24 protein-coding genes are annotated in these 23,332 nt (G+C 60.0%); 12 read left to right on the forward strand and 12 right to left on the reverse strand.

The window, feature by feature from the left end:
* The 8 genes from AC1ECN_RS34160 to AC1ECN_RS34195 form a co-directional block, all read right to left on the reverse strand.
* Window positions 1–601, reverse strand: a 601-nt coding sequence (locus tag AC1ECN_RS34160) for an MBL fold metallo-hydrolase (protein ID WP_477955474.1), incomplete at its 3' end; no start/stop codon positions are given.
* A 128-nt stretch (window positions 602–729) separates the two neighbouring features.
* Window positions 730–1,758: a sugar phosphate isomerase/epimerase family protein gene (locus tag AC1ECN_RS34165; protein ID WP_477955492.1), complete on the reverse strand. Its 1,029-nt coding sequence runs from the start codon at window positions 1,756–1,758 to the stop codon at window positions 730–732.
* Window positions 1,759–1,886: 128 nt separating this feature from the next.
* Complete coding sequence (gene iolE / locus AC1ECN_RS34170; protein WP_018480491.1) at window positions 1,887–2,825, reverse strand: myo-inosose-2 dehydratase; 939 nt, start codon at window positions 2,823–2,825, stop codon at window positions 1,887–1,889.
* A 44-nt stretch (window positions 2,826–2,869) separates the two neighbouring features.
* On the reverse strand, window positions 2,870–3,352 hold the full coding sequence (locus tag AC1ECN_RS34175) for a hypothetical protein (protein ID WP_477955476.1): 483 nt from the start codon (window positions 3,350–3,352) through the stop codon (window positions 2,870–2,872).
* A complete protein-coding gene (locus AC1ECN_RS34180; protein WP_477955478.1) occupies window positions 3,349–4,467 on the reverse strand; it encodes a ferritin-like domain-containing protein in 1,119 nt (372 codons plus the stop codon). Before AC1ECN_RS34180 ends, AC1ECN_RS34175 begins: the two co-directional genes overlap by 4 nt.
* Window positions 4,468–4,567: 100 nt before the next feature.
* Window positions 4,568–6,439 carry a GMC oxidoreductase gene (locus tag AC1ECN_RS34185; RefSeq protein WP_164582124.1) on the reverse strand — a complete coding sequence of 624 codons (1,872 nt, stop codon included), beginning with the start codon at window positions 6,437–6,439 and terminating at the stop codon, window positions 4,568–4,570.
* Window positions 6,440–6,534: 95 nt separating this feature from the next.
* Window positions 6,535–7,965: a glycoside hydrolase family 15 protein gene (locus tag AC1ECN_RS34190; RefSeq protein WP_130673632.1), complete on the reverse strand. Its 1,431-nt coding sequence runs from the start codon at window positions 7,963–7,965 to the stop codon at window positions 6,535–6,537.
* Between the two features lie 335 nt (window positions 7,966–8,300).
* Window positions 8,301–8,645: a helix-turn-helix domain-containing protein gene (locus tag AC1ECN_RS34195; RefSeq protein WP_018068506.1), complete on the reverse strand. Its 345-nt coding sequence runs from the start codon at window positions 8,643–8,645 to the stop codon at window positions 8,301–8,303.
* Between the two features lie 181 nt (window positions 8,646–8,826).
* Here AC1ECN_RS34195 and AC1ECN_RS34200 point away from each other — a divergent pair, with 181 nt between their 5' ends.
* A complete protein-coding gene (locus tag AC1ECN_RS34200) occupies window positions 8,827–9,465 on the forward strand; it encodes an acyl-homoserine-lactone synthase (protein ID WP_477955480.1) in 639 nt (212 codons plus the stop codon).
* 163 nt (window positions 9,466–9,628) lie between these two features.
* Window positions 9,629–10,354, forward strand: coding sequence for a helix-turn-helix transcriptional regulator (locus tag AC1ECN_RS34205; protein WP_018068508.1), 726 nt, complete (start codon window positions 9,629–9,631; stop codon window positions 10,352–10,354).
* Between the two features lie 16 nt (window positions 10,355–10,370).
* Here the strand turns inward: AC1ECN_RS34205 and AC1ECN_RS34210 are convergent, their stop codons facing one another.
* Window positions 10,371–10,835 (reverse strand): Lrp/AsnC family transcriptional regulator, encoded by a 465-nt coding sequence (locus tag AC1ECN_RS34210; RefSeq protein ID WP_477955482.1) that lies wholly within the window; start codon window positions 10,833–10,835, stop codon window positions 10,371–10,373.
* Between the two features lie 127 nt (window positions 10,836–10,962).
* Here AC1ECN_RS34210 and alr point away from each other — a divergent pair, with 127 nt between their 5' ends.
* From alr to AC1ECN_RS34225, 3 genes are all read left to right on the forward strand, one after another.
* Window positions 10,963–12,096, forward strand: a complete 1,134-nt coding sequence (gene alr / locus AC1ECN_RS34215) for an alanine racemase (protein WP_130673630.1) — start codon at window positions 10,963–10,965, stop codon at window positions 12,094–12,096.
* Between the two features lie 29 nt (window positions 12,097–12,125).
* Window positions 12,126–13,376, forward strand: coding sequence for a D-amino acid dehydrogenase (locus tag AC1ECN_RS34220; RefSeq protein ID WP_027688162.1), 1,251 nt, complete (start codon window positions 12,126–12,128; stop codon window positions 13,374–13,376).
* A gap of 85 nt (window positions 13,377–13,461) precedes the next feature.
* A complete protein-coding gene (locus AC1ECN_RS34225) occupies window positions 13,462–14,484 on the forward strand; it encodes a helix-turn-helix transcriptional regulator (protein ID WP_027688163.1) in 1,023 nt (340 codons plus the stop codon).
* Window positions 14,485–14,568: 84 nt separating this feature from the next.
* Here AC1ECN_RS34225 and aptA read toward each other — a convergent pair whose 3' ends face one another.
* Entirely contained in the window at window positions 14,569–15,903 is a 1,335-nt protein-coding gene (aptA, locus tag AC1ECN_RS34230) for an omega-aminotransferase AptA (protein WP_477955484.1), read from the reverse strand.
* Window positions 15,904–16,046: 143 nt separating this feature from the next.
* On the opposite strand from aptA, the gene AC1ECN_RS34235 reads away from it, so the two are divergent.
* Window positions 16,047–16,595: a cupin domain-containing protein gene (locus tag AC1ECN_RS34235; protein WP_018068513.1), complete on the forward strand. Its 549-nt coding sequence runs from the start codon at window positions 16,047–16,049 to the stop codon at window positions 16,593–16,595.
* Here AC1ECN_RS34235 and AC1ECN_RS34240 read toward each other — a convergent pair.
* Together AC1ECN_RS34240 and AC1ECN_RS34245 are read right to left on the reverse strand one after the other, a co-directional pair.
* Window positions 16,592–17,413, reverse strand: a complete 822-nt coding sequence (locus AC1ECN_RS34240; RefSeq protein ID WP_174826994.1) for a pyrroline-5-carboxylate reductase — start codon at window positions 17,411–17,413, stop codon at window positions 16,592–16,594. The two genes, AC1ECN_RS34235 and AC1ECN_RS34240, sit on opposite strands and share 4 nt — an antisense overlap.
* On the reverse strand, window positions 17,379–18,098 hold the full coding sequence (locus AC1ECN_RS34245) for a GntR family transcriptional regulator (RefSeq protein WP_024319840.1): 720 nt from the start codon (window positions 18,096–18,098) through the stop codon (window positions 17,379–17,381). The genes AC1ECN_RS34240 and AC1ECN_RS34245 overlap by 35 nt, the downstream gene beginning before the upstream one ends.
* A 199-nt stretch (window positions 18,099–18,297) precedes the next feature.
* Here AC1ECN_RS34245 and AC1ECN_RS34250 point away from each other — a divergent pair, with 199 nt between their 5' ends.
* The 6 genes from AC1ECN_RS34250 to AC1ECN_RS34275 all read left to right on the forward strand — a co-directional run.
* Window positions 18,298–19,131, forward strand: a complete 834-nt coding sequence (locus tag AC1ECN_RS34250) for a substrate-binding periplasmic protein (RefSeq protein ID WP_024319839.1) — start codon at window positions 18,298–18,300, stop codon at window positions 19,129–19,131.
* 62 nt (window positions 19,132–19,193) lie between these two features.
* Complete coding sequence (locus tag AC1ECN_RS34255; RefSeq protein ID WP_024319838.1) at window positions 19,194–19,976, forward strand: amino acid ABC transporter ATP-binding protein; 783 nt, start codon at window positions 19,194–19,196, stop codon at window positions 19,974–19,976.
* Window positions 19,977–20,003: 27 nt separating this feature from the next.
* A complete protein-coding gene (locus AC1ECN_RS34260; protein ID WP_477955488.1) occupies window positions 20,004–20,666 on the forward strand; it encodes an amino acid ABC transporter permease in 663 nt (220 codons plus the stop codon).
* Between the two features lie 9 nt (window positions 20,667–20,675).
* On the forward strand, window positions 20,676–21,341 hold the full coding sequence (locus AC1ECN_RS34265) for an amino acid ABC transporter permease (protein WP_024319836.1): 666 nt from the start codon (window positions 20,676–20,678) through the stop codon (window positions 21,339–21,341).
* Between the two features lie 31 nt (window positions 21,342–21,372).
* Window positions 21,373–22,251, forward strand: coding sequence for a 4-hydroxy-tetrahydrodipicolinate synthase (dapA, locus tag AC1ECN_RS34270; RefSeq protein WP_024319835.1), 879 nt, complete (start codon window positions 21,373–21,375; stop codon window positions 22,249–22,251).
* 70 nt (window positions 22,252–22,321) lie between these two features.
* The coding region (locus AC1ECN_RS34275) for an NAD(P)/FAD-dependent oxidoreductase (protein ID WP_477955490.1) at window positions 22,322–23,332 on the forward strand (1,011 nt) is incomplete at its 3' end.

Here is a 23,332-nt window from a genome sequence, read left to right on the forward strand (position 1 = left end):
GCAGCATACCCTGCAAAATTCCAATCCAATGCTCCATGTATTTCGTCAGATAAAGGTGCGTTCCGCTGGAGATCAGGGCTTGCGCAATAAAAACGCCCACGTCCGGAAGACCTATGGTGAGGAGAAAATCGATCTCCGTATCAACGACTTCATCAAAGACGTATTTGACTCCGTCGATGACTTCCGCGCCGGCGCGGACAGTTTTTTCGGGAATTATCAGGCTCTTCGGAGCGAGATTGCCCATTTTCCAATGGTCATTCAGGGAATCTTGCCCGTGCTGCTTCAGGAACTCTTTCGTTTCCGGCAATGCATAAATCGGAATGTCGCTGAATGCGGCTCCCAGGCCAAACCAGTGGTCGGGGTGCCTGTGCGACAGGTAAATCCGGTCGATCTCCTTGCCGATACTGTTGGCATATTCCCTGAATTGCAGCGCATAGGGAACGAGGAATTGGCCATCGACAAGAACAAGCTTGTTCCTGCTTTCGATTATGTGCGTTGCATTGGCGATGTTGTCATCCGTGAAAGCTGAAATGAAAGTATGAATACGGACATCGCCTGCTCGCCTGACGATTTTAATGGGATCCGGCAATTGCGTGACCATAGGTATCTCCCTGATTGAAGGTCGTTTGCTGAGGTTTGACGTTCACCCGGGCACGGCGGAGATGAGGGCTCCCCAACATTCCTGGCCAGCATTCCCGGGTTGTTTCCAGCATGTGCGCCCGAGCGCCATCACGGATGAGATCGACGGCCGTGGGACGCGATCTTTTCCTCCAATGTCTCTAGGGCGGCGCGCGCAACCTCGTAGGCGCTGTCGACGCCCGCCTCCGGCGCGTCCTCACCGGGCCGCCAGAAGCGTCTGCGCGTCATTCTMATCGAGCTCTCGAAGGGTGGAATCGCATTAAAGACTTCAACGAGATAGGGGCCGGAATAGACCGGCTCGATTTCGTCCAGCATAATCTCCCAGGGAATCCAGCTATCTCTAACAGCGCCCCGGTCCGGCGCTGAGATATGAACGTAATTCAGTCGGCTCTGCTGTATGGCTCGGGCGACATTTTTCTTGAAGATTGCCGGGCCCTGGCTTTCCATCACGACCTGGGCGGTATCGATCGTGACGCCACAGACCGCAATGTCGGCGCTTTCGAGAAAATCCAGCGCTTCGGAGACCATGGTCGGCCCGGGCGTTTCCCAATTCTTGACGGGTTCGATGGCGAGCTTCACCCTCTTCTCTGCAGAATATTGCGCCAGTTCCCGGAAGATGGAGGCCGCCGCCGCGTATCGTGGCTTCATCCAATCCTGAAGCGCGTCGCTCCAGATTCCTTCACCGTCATCCGTCAGCGGAAAGATACCGTAGGGGTACAGGAACGGCCCTGACATGATCGTATTCTCCCCGCCCAGCACCGAGGTGATGTCGACGCGGGATTTGAGATAGGACAACGCCTGCTTGCGCTGTTCCTCGTAGGGCGAGGTCGGATCGAAGGTTCGCGTGGTCCCCACATTGGTTGTGAACTTCACATCCCGGAAGCCCGCCTGATCGAACGCCCTCTTGAGGCTGATATAGCTTTCGACCTCGGTGTGATGACCGACATGGGCCGGTCCTGGGGCGATATGCACATCGAAGCCGGTGTAGCCGATCTCGGTAAGAGCTTTCAGATGCCTGACGAGAACCTGGGTATAGCCCGCGTCATTCGGCCTCAAATCCGCTGTAAACATAAAGAAGCTGAAATATATATCCCGTCTGCGTGCCTCTTCCATCTTCATCGCTCCAGCTGTCACTATCCAGTCATGCGTGGTTCAGGATGATGTCTCGCCCGGCATTGTCACGAGGCGAGATCCCTCCCGGCCTCCTCCACATCGCCATCGGGCTGAACAAACAGCCCGCGCCGGGGCTACCATCCGAGCAGCTTGCGCAGATATTCGCGGCCCATTTTCGCGTATTGCAGCGGATTGGCCTTGGCCGGGTCCTGCTCTGCTTCGACGCATATCCAACCGGCGAAATCCGCCTCGGCCAAAGCATCGAGGATTTCCGGAAAGGTCTCTATGGAGCCGTCACCCGGGACAGTGAAGATCCCCGCCTCGATACCTTGCTGGAAGGACAATCCTCCGGTGTGAATGTCCCTGACCACCTCGGCGCGAAAGTCCTTCAGGTGAACATGCTTGATGCGGTGGGCGTATTTTCTGGCCAGCGCCAGCGGATCGACACCGGCAGCCGCCTGGTGCGCGGTATCGAGAAGCATGTTGACCAGGCCAGGATCCGTCTCGTCCATGAGCCGGTGGATCGCTTCCGTCTTCATCACCCCGGTTCCGAGATGCGGGTGATAGCAGAGCCGGCGGTTACGGGCCTTGGCTTTCTCTCCCGCCGCATGCAAGCCTTCGATCAGGTGTTTCCACTGTTCCTCGGAGAAATCGGGGCAATTCGGAAACAGGGCGACCGGAAGCGGATTGACCGCTCCGCCAAACTCGGAGACGACCAGATCGGCCCTGCGCGGATCGTCGCTGCCGCCTTCCATGGCTTCGAGGAAGTCGAGCTGAGCATCGACGTTTTCGAGCGTATGACGATTCATCGCCTTGATGGTGAAGTAAGTGCTGACCCAAGGCTCGGAAATCCGCAATCCCCTGAGTTCGAGGACAGGCCGCAATATTTTCGGGTCAGTCGGATACTTATGGCCGACGCCACATCCGACATAGCCGGCGAGCGCCATTTCACTCAGAGCCTGCTCGTAGGGGATGCCGATGTCGATGTTGATGAAATCGTCATTCCACCAGAGCGTGGGGATGACACCGAGCCAGACCTTGGCGGGCGTCAGTCGATGCAGATATGTCGTCATGGCAATGATCCAGTTCTTTGAAGACAAACGGAAGTGGCGTCAGGTCAGGTTTTGGAATCGAKAGCCGGAAAAGCCGGAATTTTCGGTGGAAAGGCCCAGGAGCCGAAACCCGGACCCTTGGCGCCTGCGGGGTGGGCTCCGATCGCCTTCCAGAGCAAACCCTCGACATAAGCATCGGGAGAAACGACGAAGGTGATATTCGCAGGCCTGGGGCCAAAGCGCTCCGTCCAGGCGGAGGACAGCTCGAACCAGGTGCCGGAATACCAGAGCTTGATCAGCGCGCGGGCCACGTCTCCCAGCAATTCATTGCCCAGAATGGTCGTGCGCACCGCCTGGATACGGGCCTCACCTTCGGGCGGTGGCAGGGCGGCGAAGGCGGCCAGCAGCGCGTCGGCGATCTCGCTGCCGACCACCTTGTCGAGCGTGGCGAGATAGCGTTCCGCCAGGCCCGTTCCCAGAAGATCGAACTGGGAGAAGGCCGTCAATTCGACGGAGAGACTCAGAAATGCCTCGAAACGGCGGCTCATGCGTTCGCCTCCGCCTGCCGGGTGACGGCTGGCTGTTTGATATTGCCGGGGATCTCATAGGTGGGGCTGCCGTTCTTGTCGGGATGCCTCGGCAGGGGATTGCGGATGAGTTCGAGGATCATGTTGCGGAATTCGAACATCATCGGAACGGCTTCCAGCAGCAAGTTCGGCTGGCCGTTATAGGCACGCGTCAAGAGCTGGAGAAATTCGCCATAGCGCGTGTTGAAGGCGATCGCCGCCTCACGCAGTTCCGAGCCTTCGCATATGTCCCCCACTTTCAGGTTCTCTTTTATCGGATAGGCGCCTTCCCAATCGACCTGCAACTGCGGACCTGAGGGGTGGCCGGGCTGGTCGCCCTTCTGGTAGTAGCGGCCTTTGACCAGTTCCTCGAAACGGTAGTAATGGGCCAGTTCGTGGTCGTCATCGTCGTAGATACCGCCACCGTCGCCCTCGCCCTGTTCGATGATCAAATCGATGGCTTYCAAGGCGCTTTTCAGATCGGTCACGGGAAACAGCTCGCCGCCGCCGGAGTAATAATATTCCGAGGTGATCTGGCGCGACCTGTCGCCGGTAAAGATGGTTGTGCCCGCCCCATGCGCTTCGGCCTCCAGGTATTTGATGCCTTCCGCGATGGTCGAGTAGAACTCGCCGATACTGAAGAAATGGAGGTCCTCATGCCTCGGATCGCTGGCAAGCGCGGTGATATCAGGGGGAGTTTTGCGATGTATCAGGCCCTTGCCGACGAGGTGTTCAGGACGCTGGGCCGGACGCTCGATTTTCAGGAAAGTCGCCAGCGCCTCACGGCCGAAAGCCTGGATGCTGACCTTGAAATCGGTCTCACCGTCCGGCAGGGCGGCGGGATAGCGGGCTACGAAATCCGGCCTGACAAGATCCGGTGTGCCGCCGATGGCATTGAGAATATTGGCCGCGATGGTCAGATGCAGCATTTCTTCCACGACGATCACGCGCAGAACCTGGGTCGCATCCTGGTTGACGCCGGGCTTGATCGAGTAAAGCGCCGTCAGATACGGCGGAATCGTCGCATGTTCGAGCTGCATCGCCCGGTAGAGAAACTCTTTCAGCTCATCGAGCGTCTTAATACTGGAGGAATCCATGCTCAGGCTCCATGAAAGATAAGTTGGGTGCACAGGTCGGCTTCGTGTCGCTTGCATCGAGCCAATCGGTTCGTTCCGCGCAGCGGATGCCGGTCTTCGTTCAATGCAGAGACTTCAGAATGTCGCGGCCGCTTCGGAAGCACATGGCGGCCAGCGTCAAGGTGACATTGGCCGTGCCGATCGTCGGCATGCTGCCGCCGCCCACCAGATAGAGGTTTTCGTGGTCCCAGCTGCGCTGGTTCTTGTCCACGACGGAATTGGTCTTCGTCGTTCCCATGATGTGGGTGCCGGCCAGATGATTGCCGCCGCGGATCGCATAGCCTTGCCCCTCATAGGCCACATAGCCGAAATCGCTGGGGTCGTAATGGGTATGATCCTGCGCGCCCAGACGCGTAAAGACGGTGCGCGCAAACTGGCGGCCATAGGCGGCACCCTTCATGGTATATTCCGGAACCGTGAAGGACAGGATGGGCCGCATGTTGCCCAGAGCATCGGTATATTGCGGATCCACCGCGATGCGGTTGCTTTCGACGGGCATGACCTCGATCATGAATGCCAGCAGCAACTGCCGCGAAACTTGGTCGATCATGCCGCGCCGAAGATCCGCCCCGTAGAGGTTGCGATCATCCACCAGTTCGAGAAGGTCGGTGGTCGGCGCACCCGTGGCCCAACCCCAGCCGTCGTTATGGATATCGATGGCGAAGGCGGCCTGCCTTTCCCGGAAAGGGCCGTCCCGCAGGTCCACGATACCGCCCGTCGAACTGGTTCCGCGCATCGTGCCGCAGATTTCCGGCATCAGCGCCCAGTTCAGCAGATAGGCGTGGTCCATCAGATTGCGCCCGACAAGACCGCTGGTGCTGCGCAGGCCGGAGGCCAGGATAAGACGCGCCGTTTCGATGGCGCCTGCCGCAAGCACGAAAACCTTGCCCTTCACGGTGATGGTCTCGTGGGCCGGTGAGGCCGGGTCCTTGTAAATCTTGACCTCGAGAGAGCGGACTTTCCCGCTATCCGGATCGATGTTGACCTTCGATGCGACCGCCTGCGGCAACAGTTCGACAAGCCGCTCGCCCCTTTTTCCGTTTACCGCGAACGCCTTGGCAAGCGTTTTGCCGGAGTGGTAGCGCGCTTGCACGGGACAGAGCGGTACGCAATTGGTGTTGCCCTGGCAGCGACCGCCCTCTTCGACCTGATGCGTATCGACGGCGCCGATGGGACGGTAGCCCTTCCCACCGTCATAGGCCGGGTTTGGTATGCTGTTGCGCCCCTGCGGATAGGGCCTGACCTTCAGGGGATAGGTCTTGTCGTAAAGTTCGACACTGGTGCCTTCGATGCCCTTGTTGACCTGCTGATCCAGATAGGAAAGCGGCAGGCCGCGCATGGGAAAGACATAGTCGCCCGGGAAGGTCTGCCCCAGATATTGCTGATCTTCGACATTGGCCGATACGCCGATTTCCCGCTCGGCCAGGCGGTAATCATCCTCGATTTCCTCAAAGCTCAGCGGCCAGTCCAACCCTTGGCCGAAAATGGTGCGCGTCTTGAAATCCGAGCGAAGCAGGCGGGGCGTTTTCGCCTCCCAGTGCATGGTCGTTCCGCCGAAAATACGGGTATATGTCGTATCGCTGACATAAGGGCCGGATTGAACGATATAGGTCGAGCTATCGGTTTCCCCCGCCCGCAGCTTGCGAAGCTGCGGGCTGCGGGGCATGGCCGCGTTCGCATTCAGCGGAAAGGGCGACTGGTTGTCCTTGGAGGCTGCCGAATAGAAAGTCGTCAGCAGATCGTCATAGCCTGCCAACGTGCTGTTGGCACCGGTTCCAGCTTCAACGATAAGGACACGCTTGCCCGCCTCCGCAGCCTGCTTGGCAATGATTGCTCCGGAAATGCCGCTGCCGACGATCACGATATCGTAGTCGTCAGACGCTGCGACGGTTTCGGCATCGGCTTTTATCGCGGATTCGAGGGGAAAAAGCACTTTGGTCCTCCATTATTCCCGGAAAGCCGCATCAGGCTTTGCGGATCATGCGGTTCTGGACTCAATCGAGATTTCAGGCCGTCCGGCCTGAATCGTCATGATTTCGGGCCGCGGGAGTTTCGGGGTTTGGACTTGGCGGCCGGGGCGGCGGCGGAGCGGGCTCTGACTGCCGAGAGAAAGGAGGCGTAGCTCCAGGTCAGATTCCGGACGCTTTTCTCATAGCCAACGGTTCCATCGAACTGTTCGCTCAGTTCATAGTGATCGCTGTGATAGACGATGGCGCGCAGCATGACGTCAGACGAAGCCCGCAAGGCAGCTGACGCGTCTGCGGTGCTGCTGGATGCACCAAGTCCCAGTTCCGCGAAGAAGGGTTCGGAGAACTGATCGAGGGGGATGGCGCCGTTGGCCTCGATGGCATTGGCAAGCCGATATTGAAACTCGGCGAAGTTGGCAGTGCATAGAGCCCAGGGATGCCCGCCGACCACCGGAGCCGCCACGTCGCCATCGTAATGGTCGCCTGGATAGCGCCCGAAGAGTGGTCCGAGCCCTTCGGCCGCGTCGGCGCCATTGATCGGGTAATAGTTCGAAGACGAAGGATCGGCCCACTGGTGCCGCAGGATGGCGGCCGTTGCCAGAAGCTTGGTATCGGTCGGCTCGATCCCGCCATAGCAGACCGAAGAGACGATATCGATGTTCGCGTCGTAACCGGCTTGCTCCGCGGCATCCAGAATGCTCACATAGAGCTGCCCGTTCCAGTGTGTGGCCAGCTGGCTTTCCAGCCAGGAGATGGCATCGGCCACCCCGGCAGGCACCGCAATACCGATCGTGTTTGTGGAAATTTCCCGGAAAAAGCGCAGCTGTACGGCTCTTGCGAAAAAGGAATAGCCCTCATATTCCTCCCAGAGATTTGTGGTCTTGTTCTGGTAAACTTCGAGAAGATAAGAGAGGTTGGCCTCGACCAATTGTTTGGCGATCGTCTGCGTGGCACCATCCAACTGATCGAACAAGGTCAAGATCGCAATCGACTGAATGGCCGGCCCGTCGTTCTGCTCAGACCACGGACGAACCTCGCCAGTGATGGTGAAGCAGGCGTGGCCAAGTGTGACGGTCGCGGAATTCTTGGCATTCCCCTGACAGAGCGCGGCGAAGTTCACGTAGTCGACCAGGCTCGGCAAAACCCCGCCCGGAACAGGCAGCAAGCCGGCGAGTGCGATCTCGATGGCCGTAATGGCTCCATCGCGAACCCAGTTGAAAACATAGTCTTGGTCGACACCCGGCGTGTTCGCTGGATAGGAGGGTGCGGCGATGACGCAGCCCGGGGCCGAAAACACGCCGGGCGATGCCGGATCCTCGATGACATAGCCATCGCTTGTGATGTTGCGCATCATCAGAAGAGAAAAATAGCGCGACAATGCGACCAGGTCGGTCTGCGCGAAGGCAGGCCGCGGTTTGACTGCAGGCGTATTGGCGCCGATATGGGCGGGGTTCGCACCTGTTATTGACTGACTCCAAAGCGCAACTGTCATTGGCTGACTCCAAAATCGGTTGAGACTTGCCGGGACCAGATCGAGAAAATATTCCGGACCCGGATGGGAGAAATATTGCGGCCGAATGGGTGGCGATGCGTTTTTCGACAATTTCCGCGCAGCGTATTTATAGTTTCACGTCAAAAGCCGACGCCAACGAGCCTTCTTCGTCGAGAGTGAAAACAAGGTCTCTGCGGCGGCGAGGGCAGGGCGGGCTGGCCTCCCTGTTGTGCCGCCGTTGAAGCTTTAACTAGAAAGATCGTCGACGATCAGATTTTTATCAACCTAAAGATGTTGATCTCAGGTCAAAAAATCTCACCGAATTGCGCTTGGCGTTACGGGTGCTCCGGAGGGATGGATTCGACCAGCCCAACGAGATTGGACCGTGTTGCCGCAGACCGGTTGCGCAACGCCAGAACCATTTGCAATTCCGTGGCGGAGATCGCGCTGTTCCTATGCCAGTCCATGGTGCCTCGCCCGAGCAGCAGCCAGTCGAGGGAGACATCCAGCAGGTCGGCGAGCGCGCAGGCGCTTTCCAGCGAGGTATGACCGCCATTCTGCCAGCGTGAGACGGCGGCGACGGACACCTCTAGTTCGGCCGCCAGAGCGTGAACTTTCCGGAACTTGCCCCGGGATATCGCCTCTCGAATACGTTTGCCGCGTGCCATGTCGTGGGTCATCAAGAATCCTCCCGTTGGTTGCGTTAAAATTGGCAATTACCAAGAGCTTTCGATCGACGAACATCAGAACCTTCTTATGAAAGGGAAGGCAAAGCGAAGCACCGGTCAACCTGGTGAAATATCCAGATTGCTCCCGGTCGACCTCTTGTTGTGAAACGTCAGCACATCAGGAGGGACGGATATGTTGCGGATACTCACCAAAGACATGCTCGAGACCGATCGACGTGCTTTCGATGAAATGTTTCGAGCCCGCGCCGCCGTTTTTCGCGATCGGCTGGGATGGCAGGTCGATGTCCGGGATCAATGGGAGAGGGACAGATACGACGAGGCTGAAGATCCCGTATATCTCGTCACGCAACGACCTTCCGGCACGCTGACGGGTTCGCTGCGCCTGCTGCCGACCACAGGAGCGACGATGCTCAAAAGCGAGTTCCGGCATTTCTTTGATCAGCCTATCGACGTCGATAGCCCGAYGACCTGGGAATGTACCCGCTTTTGCCTTCATCCGCTTGCCGGACACATAGACCAATCGCGCACAGTCGCCACCGAGCTGCTCTCAGGGCTTTGTGATCTTGCGCTCGACACCGGTATCGAAAGCATCGTCGGCGTCTATGATGTCGCGATGGTCGGGGTGTACCGCAGGATCGGCTGGAGGCCGACACCGCTTGCCCGATCCCGGCCCGAGATCGGCAAGCTGTATGTTGGCTTATGGGATGTCACGGCGGACAATTGTCGAACACTTCGGGCCAACCTGTCCCGACTTCTGGAGCAAGCCTCTCCCTATCCTGCCAGAGCCCTTGTCGATGGCGGCATGCGGTAAGCGCAGTCGCTGTCCCACCGCCCAGCAGTGGGATAGGTCTCGCCAGCTCTTTAACCTGTTCTTCATATCGCGCCATGGTTGCCATAAAATATGCTGTTCTCGGCAATCGCGAAATGTTACCACTGCGAGCAGTCAGGAAAACACACAACCACGAGTCCATCTCATGCTGAGCAGTTCTCGTTTTTTCTACTGTCTGGACCGAATCTCCGCATCGCCGACATTGCGGGATCTCGAAACGACGCTGGACGAAGTCCGCCACATCTATGCGATATCACACATGGTTCTGCATGTAACACGCTCCTCGGGGGCGACGGCCAGCAATCCATTGCTGATGCTGACCTACCCGCCCGAGTGGGTGAAGCAATATCTTGACCGGGACTACTTCAGCATCGATCCCGTCGTGCGCCTCGGCCTGCGCGGCTTCCTGCCCGTGGAATGGTCTGCGTCTAAATGGGATTCAGGCCAGGCCTATGGCTTCTTTAAGGAGGCGATGGCCTTCGGTGTCGGCCGGCAAGGCGTTACCCTGCCGGTGCGGGGACCTCACGGGGAGCGATCGCTGTTTACGGTGACCTCCAATCATCCCGACGCCTACTGGCGACAGTTTCGCATGGACAGCATGCGCGACCTCCAGTTTCTTGCCCACCATCTCCACGACAGGGCGATGGTTCTGTCGGGGATGAGAAAAATAACGGACTTTCCGCAATTGTCGCGCCGCGAACTGCAATGTCTTGAAATGACGGCCAACGGCCTTCTGGCGAAGCAGATTTGCGCCCGCCTGTGCATTTCGACAAGCGCGGTGCAGCTCTATCTCGCCTCGGCACGGCGGAAGCTGACCGTCGCCACGACGAGCGAAGCGGTCGCCAAGGCCACGGCACTCGAATTGATATAAACGTGGTGAGCGTGATTCAGCGCCTGCCCCTCGTGCGCGTCGCCAGAACATTGCGGATCGAGAAGCTGGAATGAATCCTGAGAACGCCGGGCAAGGTCGACAGTATCTCTTTGTGGATCCGCTCGAACTCACCAGCATTGGCAACCTCCACGCGCAGCAGGTAGTCCGAACCGCCCGTCATCAGAAAACATTCCCGGATCTCTGGATGCCGGCGGACCGCCGCCTCGAGGCGGTCGAGATAGTCMTCCGTTTGTCGTTCGAGGGTGATGTTGATGATCACGGCGATCATCTCATCCGCATTGCCGGTGTCGACCAACACCGTATAGCCGCGGATCACGCCTGATTTTTCCATGATTTTAATGCGCCTGAGACAGGCCGATGGAGAGAGACCGATCTCCGCGGCAAGCTTGGCATTGCTCATGCGGGCATCGAGGCGCAGCAGTCTCAGGATATTGCGATCGATCGCGTCGAGAGCAGGCATGAGAGATCGTTCCAAATTTTCGTTGATTATGCGGTTAATGAGCAAATCAAACAATAATCAACTGCTAAATGATAGGCAATTTCGCTCATTATTTCATAAACTCCCTGAGATCAAAAAGGGGATGGACATGGATAGCGATATTTTGGTTTCCCGCACACGCACCGCTACGACCGCGCAGGGAGCCACGGGCTATCTGACGATCGATCTTGGCGCCCTCGGCCGCAACTTTCGCAAGCTCGTCTCAACGGTGGCACCGGTCCGCGCGGGGGCCGTCGTCAAGGCCAATGCCTATGGCCTTGGCGCCGAGCGGGTTGCGAGAACGCTTTACAGGGAAGGTTGCAGGCATTTCTTCGTCGCCCAATTTGTCGAGGCCGTGAGGCTCCGGCCGGCCCTTGCGCAGGACGCTCAGATTTTCGTGCTGAACGGTTTGCAGCCGGGCAACGAAACCGCCTGTGCTGAGATGGGCATCGTCCCGGTTCTCAATTCGCTGGCGCAATGGCAGCAATGGTCAGCGGCCGCGCGCATTCTGAAGCGCTGCCTACCTGCCGTCCTGCAATTCGACACTGGCATGTCGCGGCTCGGCTTTCCCCGGGAGGAGCGAGCGGAGCTGGCGGCAGCCCTTCGGGACGGCACCAATGTCGAAATCCTGTTCATCATGAGCCATCTGGCTTCGGCCGATGACATGGACAGCGAGCAGAACGGCGAACAGTTTACCGAGATGTCCCGCATCGCCGACGAATTTTCCGGCTTCGACATTTCCTTCGCCAATTCCGGCGGCGTTTTCTTGGGCGACGCCTATCACGGCGTACTCGCCCGCCCCGGCATCGCGCTTTATGGCGGCGCTCCGAACGCCGGCGAGAAGAACCCGATGGAGCCGGTCGTCAGCCTCAATGTCGCCGTCGTGCAGACGCGCACCGTAGCGGCGGGTGCGAAAGTCGGTTATGGCGGCGCGCATGTCACGCAACGGGAAACACGTCTCGCCACCATTGCCGCCGGCTATGCCGATGGCCTGCCGCGATGCCTGAGCGATCGCGGCGCCGTCTATTTCAAGGGCATCCGCCTGCCGATCGTCGGCCGCGTGTCGATGGACAGTGCGACCGTCGACATATCAGCACTGCCCGAAGGGGCGCTGACCTTCGGCAGCCTTGTCGAAGTGCTTGGCCGCCATCAGACGCTCGAGGACATTGCCCGCGACGCCGACACCATTTCTTACGAAATCCTAACCGGCCTGGGCGATCGTTACGACAGGCAATATCGCTAAGAGCCGGCGGCTCCATCATTGGGAACATCATGAAAGTCATCGTTCTAGGAGCCGGCATCGTCGGCGTCACATCCGCTTATCAACTGGCCAAGGCCGGCCATGACGTCACCGTCGTCGACCGGCAGCCGGGTCCGGCGCTGGAAACCAGCTTTGCCAATGCCGGCGAAGTCTCCTTCGGCTATTGCTCGCCATGGGCCGCGCCCGGCATCCCTATGAAGGCCATGAAGTGGCTGTTCATGAAGCACGCGCCGCTCATCCTGCGCCCGAAACTCGACATGGCCATGCTCTCCTGGATGGCGAGGATGCTGTCGAACTGCACCTCTGAGCGCTACGCGATCAACAAGAGCCGCATGCTGCGCCTTGCCGATTACAGCCGCATCGCGTTGGCCGACCTTCGCGCCGAGACCGGCATCGCCTATGACGAACGCATGCAGGGAACCCTGCAGCTGTTCCGCACGCAGCAGCAGCTCGATGCCTCGGCAAAGGATGTCAAGGCGCTGGCCGCCGACGGCATTCCCTATGAGGTGCTGGACCGGGACGGCTGTGTCCGCTTCGAACCGGCGCTCAGCCACGTGCGCGACAAGATCGTCGGCGGTCTGCTGACGCCGAAGGACGAAACCGGCGACTGCTTCAAGTTCACCAATGCGCTGGCGGCCAAAGCCGAGGCGCTCGGTGTCCGTTTTGCTTACGGGACGACGATCAAGGCGCTGGATGTCGAGGCCGGCCGCGTGCGGGGGGTCATCACCGACCGTGAGCGGATGAGTGCGGAGGCGGTGGTGGTCGCGCTCGGCAGCTATTCGCCGCTGCTGCTCAAGCCGCTCGGCATCCGGCCGCCGGTCTATCCTGTCAAGGGCTATTCGCTCACCATCCCGATCACCGATGCGTCACGCGCCCCGGAATCGACCGTCATGGACGAGACCTACAAGATCGCGATCACCCGGCTCGGTGACCGCATTCGCGTCGGCGGCATGGCTGAAATATCAGGCTATACCAACGATCTCGGCCTGGCCCGCCGCAGCACGCTGGAACATTCGGTCACCGATCTCTTCCCCGGCGGCGATATTTCCAAGGCCTCCTTCTGGTCCGGCCTGCGCCCGATGACGCCTGATGGCACGCCGGTCATCGGCCCGACAAAGGTCGCCGGTCTCTTCCTCAATACYGGCCACGGCACGCTCGGCTGGACGATGAGCACCGGTTCGGCGCGGCTCATCGGCGATCTCGTCGGCGGCCGCCAGCCGGAAATCGACGCGAGGGATCTCGCAATCAGCCGCTACGGCTGAAACCGCCCGGGGCAACACAAAAGAGGGATGAACATGATTGCACAAATCCGGCGTCACTTGTGCGCCTCGTCTATCGAGGTCCAAAATGTCCGTTAGTTCTCATATATATAACAATGGCGGCCTCACCCGGCAGTTGGCGACGCAGAGCATGTCGTTTCGGGAGACGGCGCATAGCGGAACAGACCCGGACGCGCTTTCGGAAATATTGTCGACGCCAAACTCCCCGATCAAGGTTGTGGCGGAGGGCAATATGCCCATTGCATACCGCTGCAATTTCGTCTCCGTGGGAGAAGAGGTGACCGTAGCCGACTGCACCTACGAAGGCACGATCCTGATCAGGCGGGAGGCGATCAACGACAGGATGATCGTTTTTCTGCCGATGGAGGGAAATGCATTCTTCGACGGCATGCGGGAGCAAATATACTCTGTTCCCGCGCGTGGTACGATCCTTGAGGCAGGTCGTGCCGCAGGCGCCCGCCTGTTTGGGCCTCGCCGTCATTTCGGCCTGTTCGTCGATCAGGCAAAGATCATCAGCCACCTCACGCAGATGTTCGAACGAACGATCAGCGGCGATATCGATTTTCATCCTCACATCGATCTGACGACCGGTCCGGGGCTTGTATTGCAGCAACTTGTCTCGAGCCTCCATCGCGGCCTCAGCGGCAACGGACCGCTGCAACGCTCGCCGCTGGCCGCCAGCTCGCTCTGCGACGCCGCGATCTATCTGCTTCTGGAGGCCTGCCCCAATCGCTATTCGAATGAGCTTGCGCTCACTGCTCCGACACCGGCCCCACGCCATGTGAAGTGGGCGATCGACTTCATGCAGGAACACATCGCCGAGCCGATTTCGCTCAACGATATCGCGATGGCCGCCAAGGTCAGCGTTCGGACTTTGCAACAGGGTTTCCGCCAGTTCAGGAATACGACCCCAATGGCCTATCTGCAGGAACTTCGGATGGCTGCCGCCCATCGCGATTTGCTCGAATCCGACGCCAAGCAAGGCATTGCCGACGTCGCGCTGAGATGGGGCTTTACGCATCTGGGGCGGTTTGCTGCCGAATACAGGAAACGTTTCGGCCAGTTGCCGTCACAGACCTTGAAGCGCTGAACTCCGTCTCTGTTTGCCGGATGGTTCCGTCGACGATGGACCAGAGATCCGATCGCCGACGGGAGCGGCACGCGGGATACGGATCTATGCCGCGCGCTTCAGGGCATCACCGAGTGTCGAAACGATCGTGTCGATCTGGATTTTCTCGATAATGAGCGGCGGGGAGAGGGCGATAATGTCGCCGGTCACCCGGATCAGCAGGCCCTTGTTGAAGCAGTCAACGAAGATTTCATAGGCGCGGCTTCCCGGTGACCCGTCACGAGGAGCCAGTTCGACCGCGCCGACCAGTCCGAGATTGCGGATGTCGACGACATGAGGCAGGCCTTTCAGTGAATGGAGGGCCTCCTGCCAGTACTCGGCCAAATCGGCTGCGCGGGTCAGCAGGCCTTCCTCCTCGTAGATCTCCAGAGTAGCGAGCCCGGCGGCGCAGGCGACCGGATGGCCGGAATAGGTGTAGCCATGGAAGAGTTCGATCGCGTTATCAGGTCCGACCATCAGGCCGTCATAGACCTTTCGGCTGGCAAAGACCGCGCCCATGGGGATCGTGCCGTTGGTGATGCCTTTTGCCGTAGTGATCAGGTCGGGCACGACGCCGAAGTAGTCGGTTGCGAAAGGGGTGCCGAGACGCCCGAAGCCGGTGATGACCTCGTCGAAGATCAGCAGGATTCCGTGCTTGTCGGCGGTTGCGCGCAGTTTCTCCAGATAGCCCTTCGCAGGCAGAACGACGCCTGCCGATCCCGACATCGGCTCGACGATGACGGCTGCGATGGTTTCGGCGCCGTGCAACTGCACCAGGCGCTCGAGATCGTCCGCCAGTTCCACGCCGTGAGGGGGAAGGCCCTTCGAATACGCATTGCGCCCGATGTCGAGCGTATGGCGCATATGGTCGGCCGGTATTTGCGGGAAGACCCGCCGGTTGTTGACGAGGCCGCCAACGGAAATGCCGCCGAACCCGACGCCATGATATCCCTTCTCACGCCCGATGATCCGCGTGCGGGTGCCCTGGCCGATCGCCCGTTGATAGGCGATGGCGATCTTGAGCGCCGTATCGACCGATTCCGAGCCCGAGCCGGTGAAGAAGATCCTGTCGAGCTTGGCTTGCGGGCCGCCCGGCGCGTTCGCAGCCAATTTCGAGGCGAAGTCGAAGGCGATGGGATGTCCCATTTGAAAGGTCGGTGCATAGTCCAGCGTTGCAAGCTGTCGCTCGACGGCATGGGCGATCTTCTTGCGGCCGTGGCCGGCGTTGCAGCACCAGAGCCCGGCCGTGCCGTCAAGCACCTGATTTCCGTCGATGTCGGTGTAGTACATTCCCTCGGCTGCAGCGAGAAGCCGCGGCGTAGCCTTGAATTGCCGGTTCGCAGTGAACGGCATCCAGAAATTTTCGAGTACGGGTGCGTTCGTCTTGCTGAGTTGGTCCATCCTGGCCTCCTTTGGGGTGGCGCCGAGAATGGCAATTTCTCTCTTTCAAACAAGTCCTTTTCTTCGTCAGTGCAAGCCATTGAACTTAAACGGATGAGTGGGTATGATTTTCGATATTCTGGACAACATAAACGAACCGCATCATGTCAGTCGATATCGGCAGCCGTCTTCGCTATCTCCGCATCGCCCATAAGCTTTCCCAGCGTGAGCTCGCCAAGCGCACCGGAGTGCCCAATTCGACGATCTCGCTGATCGAATCGAACGCCTCCAACCCGTCGGTCGGGGCCTTGAAGCGAATTCTGGACGGCATCCCCATCGGCCTGGCGGAATTCTTTGCCTTCGAGCCCGAGCGTCCAAGGAAGGCCTTCTATGCGGCGGAGGAGCTGGTGGAGATCGGCAAGGGCGCCATCTCCTACAGACAGGTTGGGGAAAACCTGTTCGGGCGCAGCCTGCAAATCCTCAAGGAATGCTACCAGCCGGGCGCCGACACCGGAAAGGTTCCCCTTGTTCACGAGGGGGAAGAGGGCGGGATCGTGCTATCAGGAAGGCTCGAGGTGACGGTCGATGACGAGCGGCGTATCCTTGGAGCGGGCGACGCCTACTATTTCGAAAGCAGACGCCCGCACCGCTTCCGCTGCGTCGGACCGGTGCCCTGCGAGGTCATCAGCGCCTGCACGCCGCCGACTTTCTAGTTCTTGCCCTCAATGCGGGCAAGCACCCCGTCGAGTGCAGCGGTCAGCGCGGCAAGGCCGCCCTTCTTCTCGAAGTCGGAGAAAACCTGCTCGTTCAGTCCGCCCTTGGTCGCGAATTCGCGGCTCAGGGCGCTGAACGGTTCGTTGCCGGGGCTGTTCGCTTTCTGCGCGAGGCTTGCAAAGAGCGGGGCAATGTAGGCCTGTCCCTTCGCCTTTTCGAGGCCGCTTCTTTCCAGCCAGACGGCAACCTGCTCCATGATGCCGAAATAGGTCGACATCATTGCGCTCGCTGCTGCGAGAAGATCATATTCCTTCCTCGACTGGCATTGGACAGCCGTTCCGAGCGTATCGAAAAGCGCGGCGACAGTGGTATCCGGCGGATAGAGGGCGGTGACGCCTTGCCGGCCGGCGACGAAGGGCAGGGGGATCGCCTGCACCAGATGCACGTCGGCGGCGATCCATTCGGAGAGGGCCTGGCGCTCCGTCGCCGCAACGAGGCTGACGACCATTTGGCTATCCCTGAACGATAGCGCGCGCACGACCTCCTCGGCGACCTGCGGCCGTATTGCCAGGAACACCATGTCGCTGCGCTCGACGACGTCCTGATTGTCCTTGGCAATTCTGACGGCGGCGAATTCGTCGGCCAGCGTCGCGGCGATGTGAGCGCTTCGTGGAGATACGTGAATCTCGGAGGCATAGGCCGGCTCAGTGAGAAGCCCGCGAACCATCGCTTCGGTAATCGCGCCGGTGCCGACGAATCCAATAGTCTTGACTGTCACGTGATTACTCCGCAGCCCGCAGCGGGCCCAACGCGACATCCGTCGTGTAGTTCTCGCGCATGAAATTGATGAAATTGTCTTGGAACTGGCGCGTATGGGCGTGGGCGAGTTCGTCGGCGAGTTCCACGTTCTTGTCCCTGACGGCATTGAGCATGAGCGTGTGCTCGTCGGTCAGGAGATAGCCCTCGTGGGTTCGCTCCAGATATTCGAAATGCAGGTGGAGCATGCGCTGTCCCTGTGACAGCAGCTTCTCGTAGAACGAGGCCAGGTATTGGTTTTTTCCGGCATGGGCGATTGCCATGTGGAATTCCTTGTTGGCTTCCGACATGGCCAGGTGATTGCCGGTTTTAACAGCCGCTTCGAACGACTTCAGCCGCTTGGTGATGATCTTCAGGTCATCCTCGGTTCTGAGCGCGGCGGCGAGCCGCGTATTCATGCGCTGCGCGATGTCGAGCGCCTCTACATATTTGGGAAACGTCGCCACTTCGATCGGCGCTACGATCGTGCTCCGGTTCGAAAGTGTGACGACCAGCTCATCGGCGCCGAGCCGGATCAAGGCCTCGCGCACCGGCGAGCGCGACATGTCGAAGCGTTCGGCAAGCGTCATCTCATCGAGAAGCTGACCGGGCGGCAGAGTGAGCGCCAGGATCTCGTTGCGAAGCGTTTCGTAGACGTTCTTCCAGCCAGTCCCGCGGATTCGTTTCACTTCCGATTCATCAGACACTTAGGTCCCTTTCTCTCGACGCGGGTCACATTGGGCCAGAAAAGCAGCGTGTCGGCAATGTAATTTTTCCGCTTGACTTTGTCGACACGCTGTTGACATATCTTTCTCAGTCGACACTAAGCCGACACGAAAATAACAGAAACGGCTACAGCCGACGAGTGGAACCGCGCATTTCGCGCACAGCAAAAGAGGAATGCCGATGCTTTCGAAGTTGATAACGTCCGCCCTGCGGGCGCTGCCCGCGCTCGCTCTCATGGGAGGTCTTTCCGCCACCGTCGCACGGGCTGAGACCGCTGAGGGATATTGGCAGGGTGTGCAGAAGGCGGGCGTGTTGCGCTGCGGCGCCGCCGTTGCTCCGCCCTATGTCATGCGCGATCCGGCGACCGGAGAATATTCCGGCTTCTTCGCCGATCTGTGCAAGGAATTTGCCGAAGTCCTGAAGGTGAAACCCGAATTCGTCGATACGACCTGGGACAATATCGTCGCCGGCCTGCAGGCCGGCAAATGGGACCTTTCGCTGGCGCTGAACCGGACGCCGACGCGCGCCATGGCCGTGCAGTTCTCGATCCCGGCGATGGAGTACCAGATCTCGCTCGCCTATAACAAAAACAACCCGAAAATTTCGGCCGGTGCCGCTTCGGTGGTGGATATCGACAAAGCAGGCGTGACGCTTGCCGTCATGTCCGGCACGGCGCAGGACAAGGCAATTTCCGCATCGGTGAAGAACGCCACGATCATGCGTCTTCCCGGCAACGACGAGACCCGCCTGGCGGTGACCTCGAAGCGTGCCGATATCCTGGTCGACGCCTCCGACACCAACCAGCTCTTCACCCAGTCGAACCCGGACTGGGCGGTGGCGATAAACCCGACGCCGGCGCTCGCCAAGCAGGGCGTCGCTTTCGGCATGCCGCACAATCTTTCGGCCGCTGACGTCGAAGTGGTCGATATCTTCCTCGAAGAAAAGGTCGCGACCGGTCACGTCGATGAGCTGATCAAGAAGGCGGTCGACGAAGTCCTCAAGGGCGCAAAGTAACCTCGCCGGGCCGGTGCGAGGATCGCGCCGGCCCTCTCCAGCTTCGATCATCGGAGATTGGCATGACCACGTCCTTCAGTCTTCCCCTCGTGAAAATGCAGGCGCTCCACAAAAGCTATGGCAACGGAGCCATTCAGGTGCTGAAAGGCATCGATATCGAAATGAAGCCCGGCGAACGCGTCGTCGTCATCGGTCCGAGCGGCGGCGGCAAGAGCACGCTGCTCAGGGTGATGATGGGGCTTGAGCAGATCGACAGCGGGTCGGTCAATTTCGACGGGAAGGCGTATATTTCTTCCGAAGGCGTGGGCCGGAAGACCCAGATCGACACCAATGTCCGCCGTTCGATCGGCATGGTCTTTCAGCACTACACGCTGTTTCCGCATCTCAACGTTATTCAGAACCTGGTTCTCGCTCCCTGCAAGGTGCGTGGAGAAACCAAAGCAAAGGCTACGGCCCGAGCCCAGGCGCTGCTCGAGCGGTTCGGGCTCGGCGCCAAGTCCAATGCCTATCCGGCCCAGCTTTCCGGCGGACAGAAGCAGCGCGTCGCGATCGCCCGCGCGCTGATGCTCGACCCGAAGCTGATGCTGTTCGACGAGGTCACTTCGGCGCTGGACCCGGAACTCGTCAGCGAGGTGGAGCAGGTCATCCTGCAGCTCGCCGCCCAGGACATGCCGATGATGATCGTGACGCATGACATGTGGTTCGCCAAGAACATCGCCTCTCGCGTCATCTTCTGCGCTGGCGGCGTGGTCGTCGAGGACGGCCCTCCCGAGCAGGTGCTCGGCGCCCCACGCGAGGAGCGGACGAAGGAATTCATCGACCGCGTCTTCCACATCAAGCAGTAGGCCACATCAAGCAGCAGGGAGAGCATCGTGAACTATACGTTCGACTTCAATGCAGTATCCATCGCTCCGCTTCTGCAGGGGCTGTGGGTTTCGCTGGAGCTGACGGCTGCAGCGAACGTCATCGGCATCGTGCTCGGCTTCGCGCTCGCCCTTCTGATCATGAGCCCCTACCGGTTGGTGCGGTTGCCGTTCATGCTGTTCGTCGAATTCTTCCGCTGCACGCCGGCCATCGTCCAGATCGTCTGGATATTCTACTGCGTGCCGATGCTGTTCGACGTCTTCCTCGACCCGGTGACGATGGGCATCCTGGCGCTTGGGCTCAATCTGATGGCGTTCAACGCCGAGGCCTACCGGGCGTCCATCCAGGCGGTTCCGCGCGAACAGCTCGACGCCGGCATCGCGCTCGGCCTCAATCCGCTGCAGCGGGTGCTCTACATCGTCTTCCCGACGGCGTTCCGCGCGTCGATCCCGGTGCTTCTGACCAACGGTATCGTCATCTTCCAGCAGAGCGCGCTGGTCKCGATCGTGGCCATCCAGGACCTGATGTACCAAGGCAAGACGCTGGCCACCGAGACCTACCGCCCGATCGAAACCTTCACGGTCGTCGCTCTCATCTATTTCGCTGTGTCCTTCCCGATAACCCAGATCGTCGGCCTGCTTGAGCGCCGCCGCCAGATCCTTGTCAGCTAGGAGGCCAGAATGACGCTCGACTTCTCGATCCTGCTGCGTTTCGAACACGCACTCCTGCTCGGCCTGTGGATGACGATCAAACTGACGGTCATCTGCGTCGTGCTCGGATGCACTCTCGGCTTTCTCGTCGGTCTCCTCAGAACGTCGCGCAACCTCGCGCTTCGCGCAATCTCCAGCATATATGTTGAGTTCTTCCGCGGCACGCCGGTGCTTATCCAGCTCTTCTGGATCTTCTTCTGCCTGCCGCTGCTGCTCGGCGTGGAACTCTCGAACCTGGCGTCGGGTGTCATCGCGCTGACGCTCTATATGGGGGCGATCACCAGCGAGACCTTCCGGGCAAGCCTCAAGTCCATCGGCCAGGAACAACTGGACGCCTGCGTCGCCCTCGGCCTGCCGCGCAGGAGCCAGGTGATGGACGTCGTGCTGCCGCAGGCCGTGCTGCGCGCAATCCCGACGCTGCTGTCGAACTGCGTCAGTCTCTTCAAGGAGAGCGCCCTGGTCTCCGCCGTCGGCATGGCGGATCTGATGTTCGTCGGTCAGAACATCTCCAACAACACTGCCCGTCCCGTCGAAGTGCTGACGGTCGTTGCCCTCATTTACTTCGCGATCGCCTTTCCTCTGACCCGGGCCGTCTCGCTCGTCGAAGGCCGGATCCTGAAGAAACTCGCAATCTGAAGATAGTCGTTCCCAGACAGGAGAATTCCCCATGAAACTTTCCGGCGTCATGCCCGCGCTTATCACTCCCTTCGACGCGAACAACAAGATCGACTTCAAGGCGTTCGAAAAGCACCTGACGGCGCTGCGCGCGGCCGGCGTCACGGGCTGGGTGCCGATGGGTTCGACCGGCGAATACTTCTCCCTCTCGAACGAGGAGCGCGAAGAGGTGCTCAAGTTCGTCAAGGACTTCGCCAATGACGACGAGATACTGATCGCCGGCACCAACGCGCCGGCCACCCGCGAGGTCATCGAGAACACGGCGCGCGCCAGGGAGATCGGCTATGACACGGTTCTGCTCGCCACACCCTTCTACACACGTCCGACGCAGGACGAACTGCTCGCGCATTACCGTGCCGTGCTCGACGCCACTGATGTCAATCTCATCCTCTACAACTATCCCCCGAAGGACGGCATTGAGATCTCCTTCGACTTGATGGATGCGCTCGCCGACGATCGCCGGGTGATCGGCATCAAGGAGAGCTCGGGCGTTCTGCAGCGCGCCGTCGACATCCATTCGCGCTATAAGGGTCGCATCGACCTCGTCTCGGGTTCCGACGATATCGCCCTCGACTTCATGTTCTGGGGCGCGGATTCCTGGATCTGCGGTCCGGCCAACTGCATGGCGAAAGCGTGCTGCGACCTCGACCGGACGTTCCGTTCCGGCGACCTCGAAAAGGCCCGCGAGATGATGACGGTTCTCTACAGAGCGCTGAACATCCTCGAGAGCGGCAAGTTCGTCCAGAAGATCAAATATGGCTGCGAGCTCCAGGGCACGCCGGTCGGTGTCTGCCGCGCGCCGCTTGGCGAACTGACCGAGCAGGAGAAGGCCGAATTCAAAGCGGCGATGCAGCCGATCCTCAATTGGTAGCAGCACTCGACTAGTAACAGTTCCGGGGCGACCAAGCCGCACCGAAACCACTGAAATTGTGAGGTTCTCCGTGTCATCCATCGTGGTCGTCGGCGCCGGCATTATCGGCACCACAATCGCCTATGAACTGCAGCGCCGGGGAAAGACCGTCACCTTGCTCGACAAGGCGGCGCCGGGCCGCGGCGCTTCCTATGGCAATATGGCGAGCATCGCCGTCACCGAATTCATGCCGGCCTCGCGTCCCGGTATCTGGGCGCAGATGCCGAAATGGCTGCTCGATCCGGAGGGTCCGGTCCGCATCCGCCCCGGCTACCTGCCGAAACTGGTGCCCTGGTTCCTGCGGTTCCTGGCTGCGAGCCGCCCCTCGAAGCTGCGGGAACTGGAGGCAGCCGGCGCCGTGCTGTGCCGACGCGTCTACGAAGACCTGGACGCGCTCCTGAAGGAGACCGGACTCGGGCACATGCTGACCGCCGAGGGGTGCCTCAGCCTCTATACCGATGACGCCGAGTTCAAAGCCGATCGGGAGCATATCGAAATCCTGGAGCGCTTCGGCTTCAGGCACGAGATCCTTGGCGGCAACGCCATCCGAGATCTCGAGCCTGTTTTGACGACGAAGATCGGCAAGGCGGTCCTTTTTCCCGACAACCGGTCGATTGCGGATCCCTACAGGCTTGTCTTCGCGCTGTCCGAAAGGTTCGGGCGGCTCGGCGGCAGAATCGTTCAGGGTGATGTCGTCGATTTCGAGCAGGGCGACGCCGGCATCTCCGCGCTTCGATTGGCAGATGGGCGCACGATTGCGGCCGACAGGGTGGTGCTCGCGGCCGGCGCCTTCACCGCCCGGCTTTCCGCCCTGCTGCGGGAGCATATCCCGCTCGAAACCGAGCGAGGCTACCACACGCAGATCATGGAGCCTGGCATCTCGATGCGCCATTCGATCATCTGGCCGGCGCGCGCCTTCATGGTCACGCCGACGGCGGGCGGCATCCGCGTCGGCGGCACGGTCGAGATGGCCGGGCTCGACGCGCCACCCGATTATCGGCGCGCGAAGATCCTGGTGAAGCGGGCTCAGGAGGCATTGCCG

Source organism: Rhizobium sp. 01N447_2, assembly GCF_056399245.1.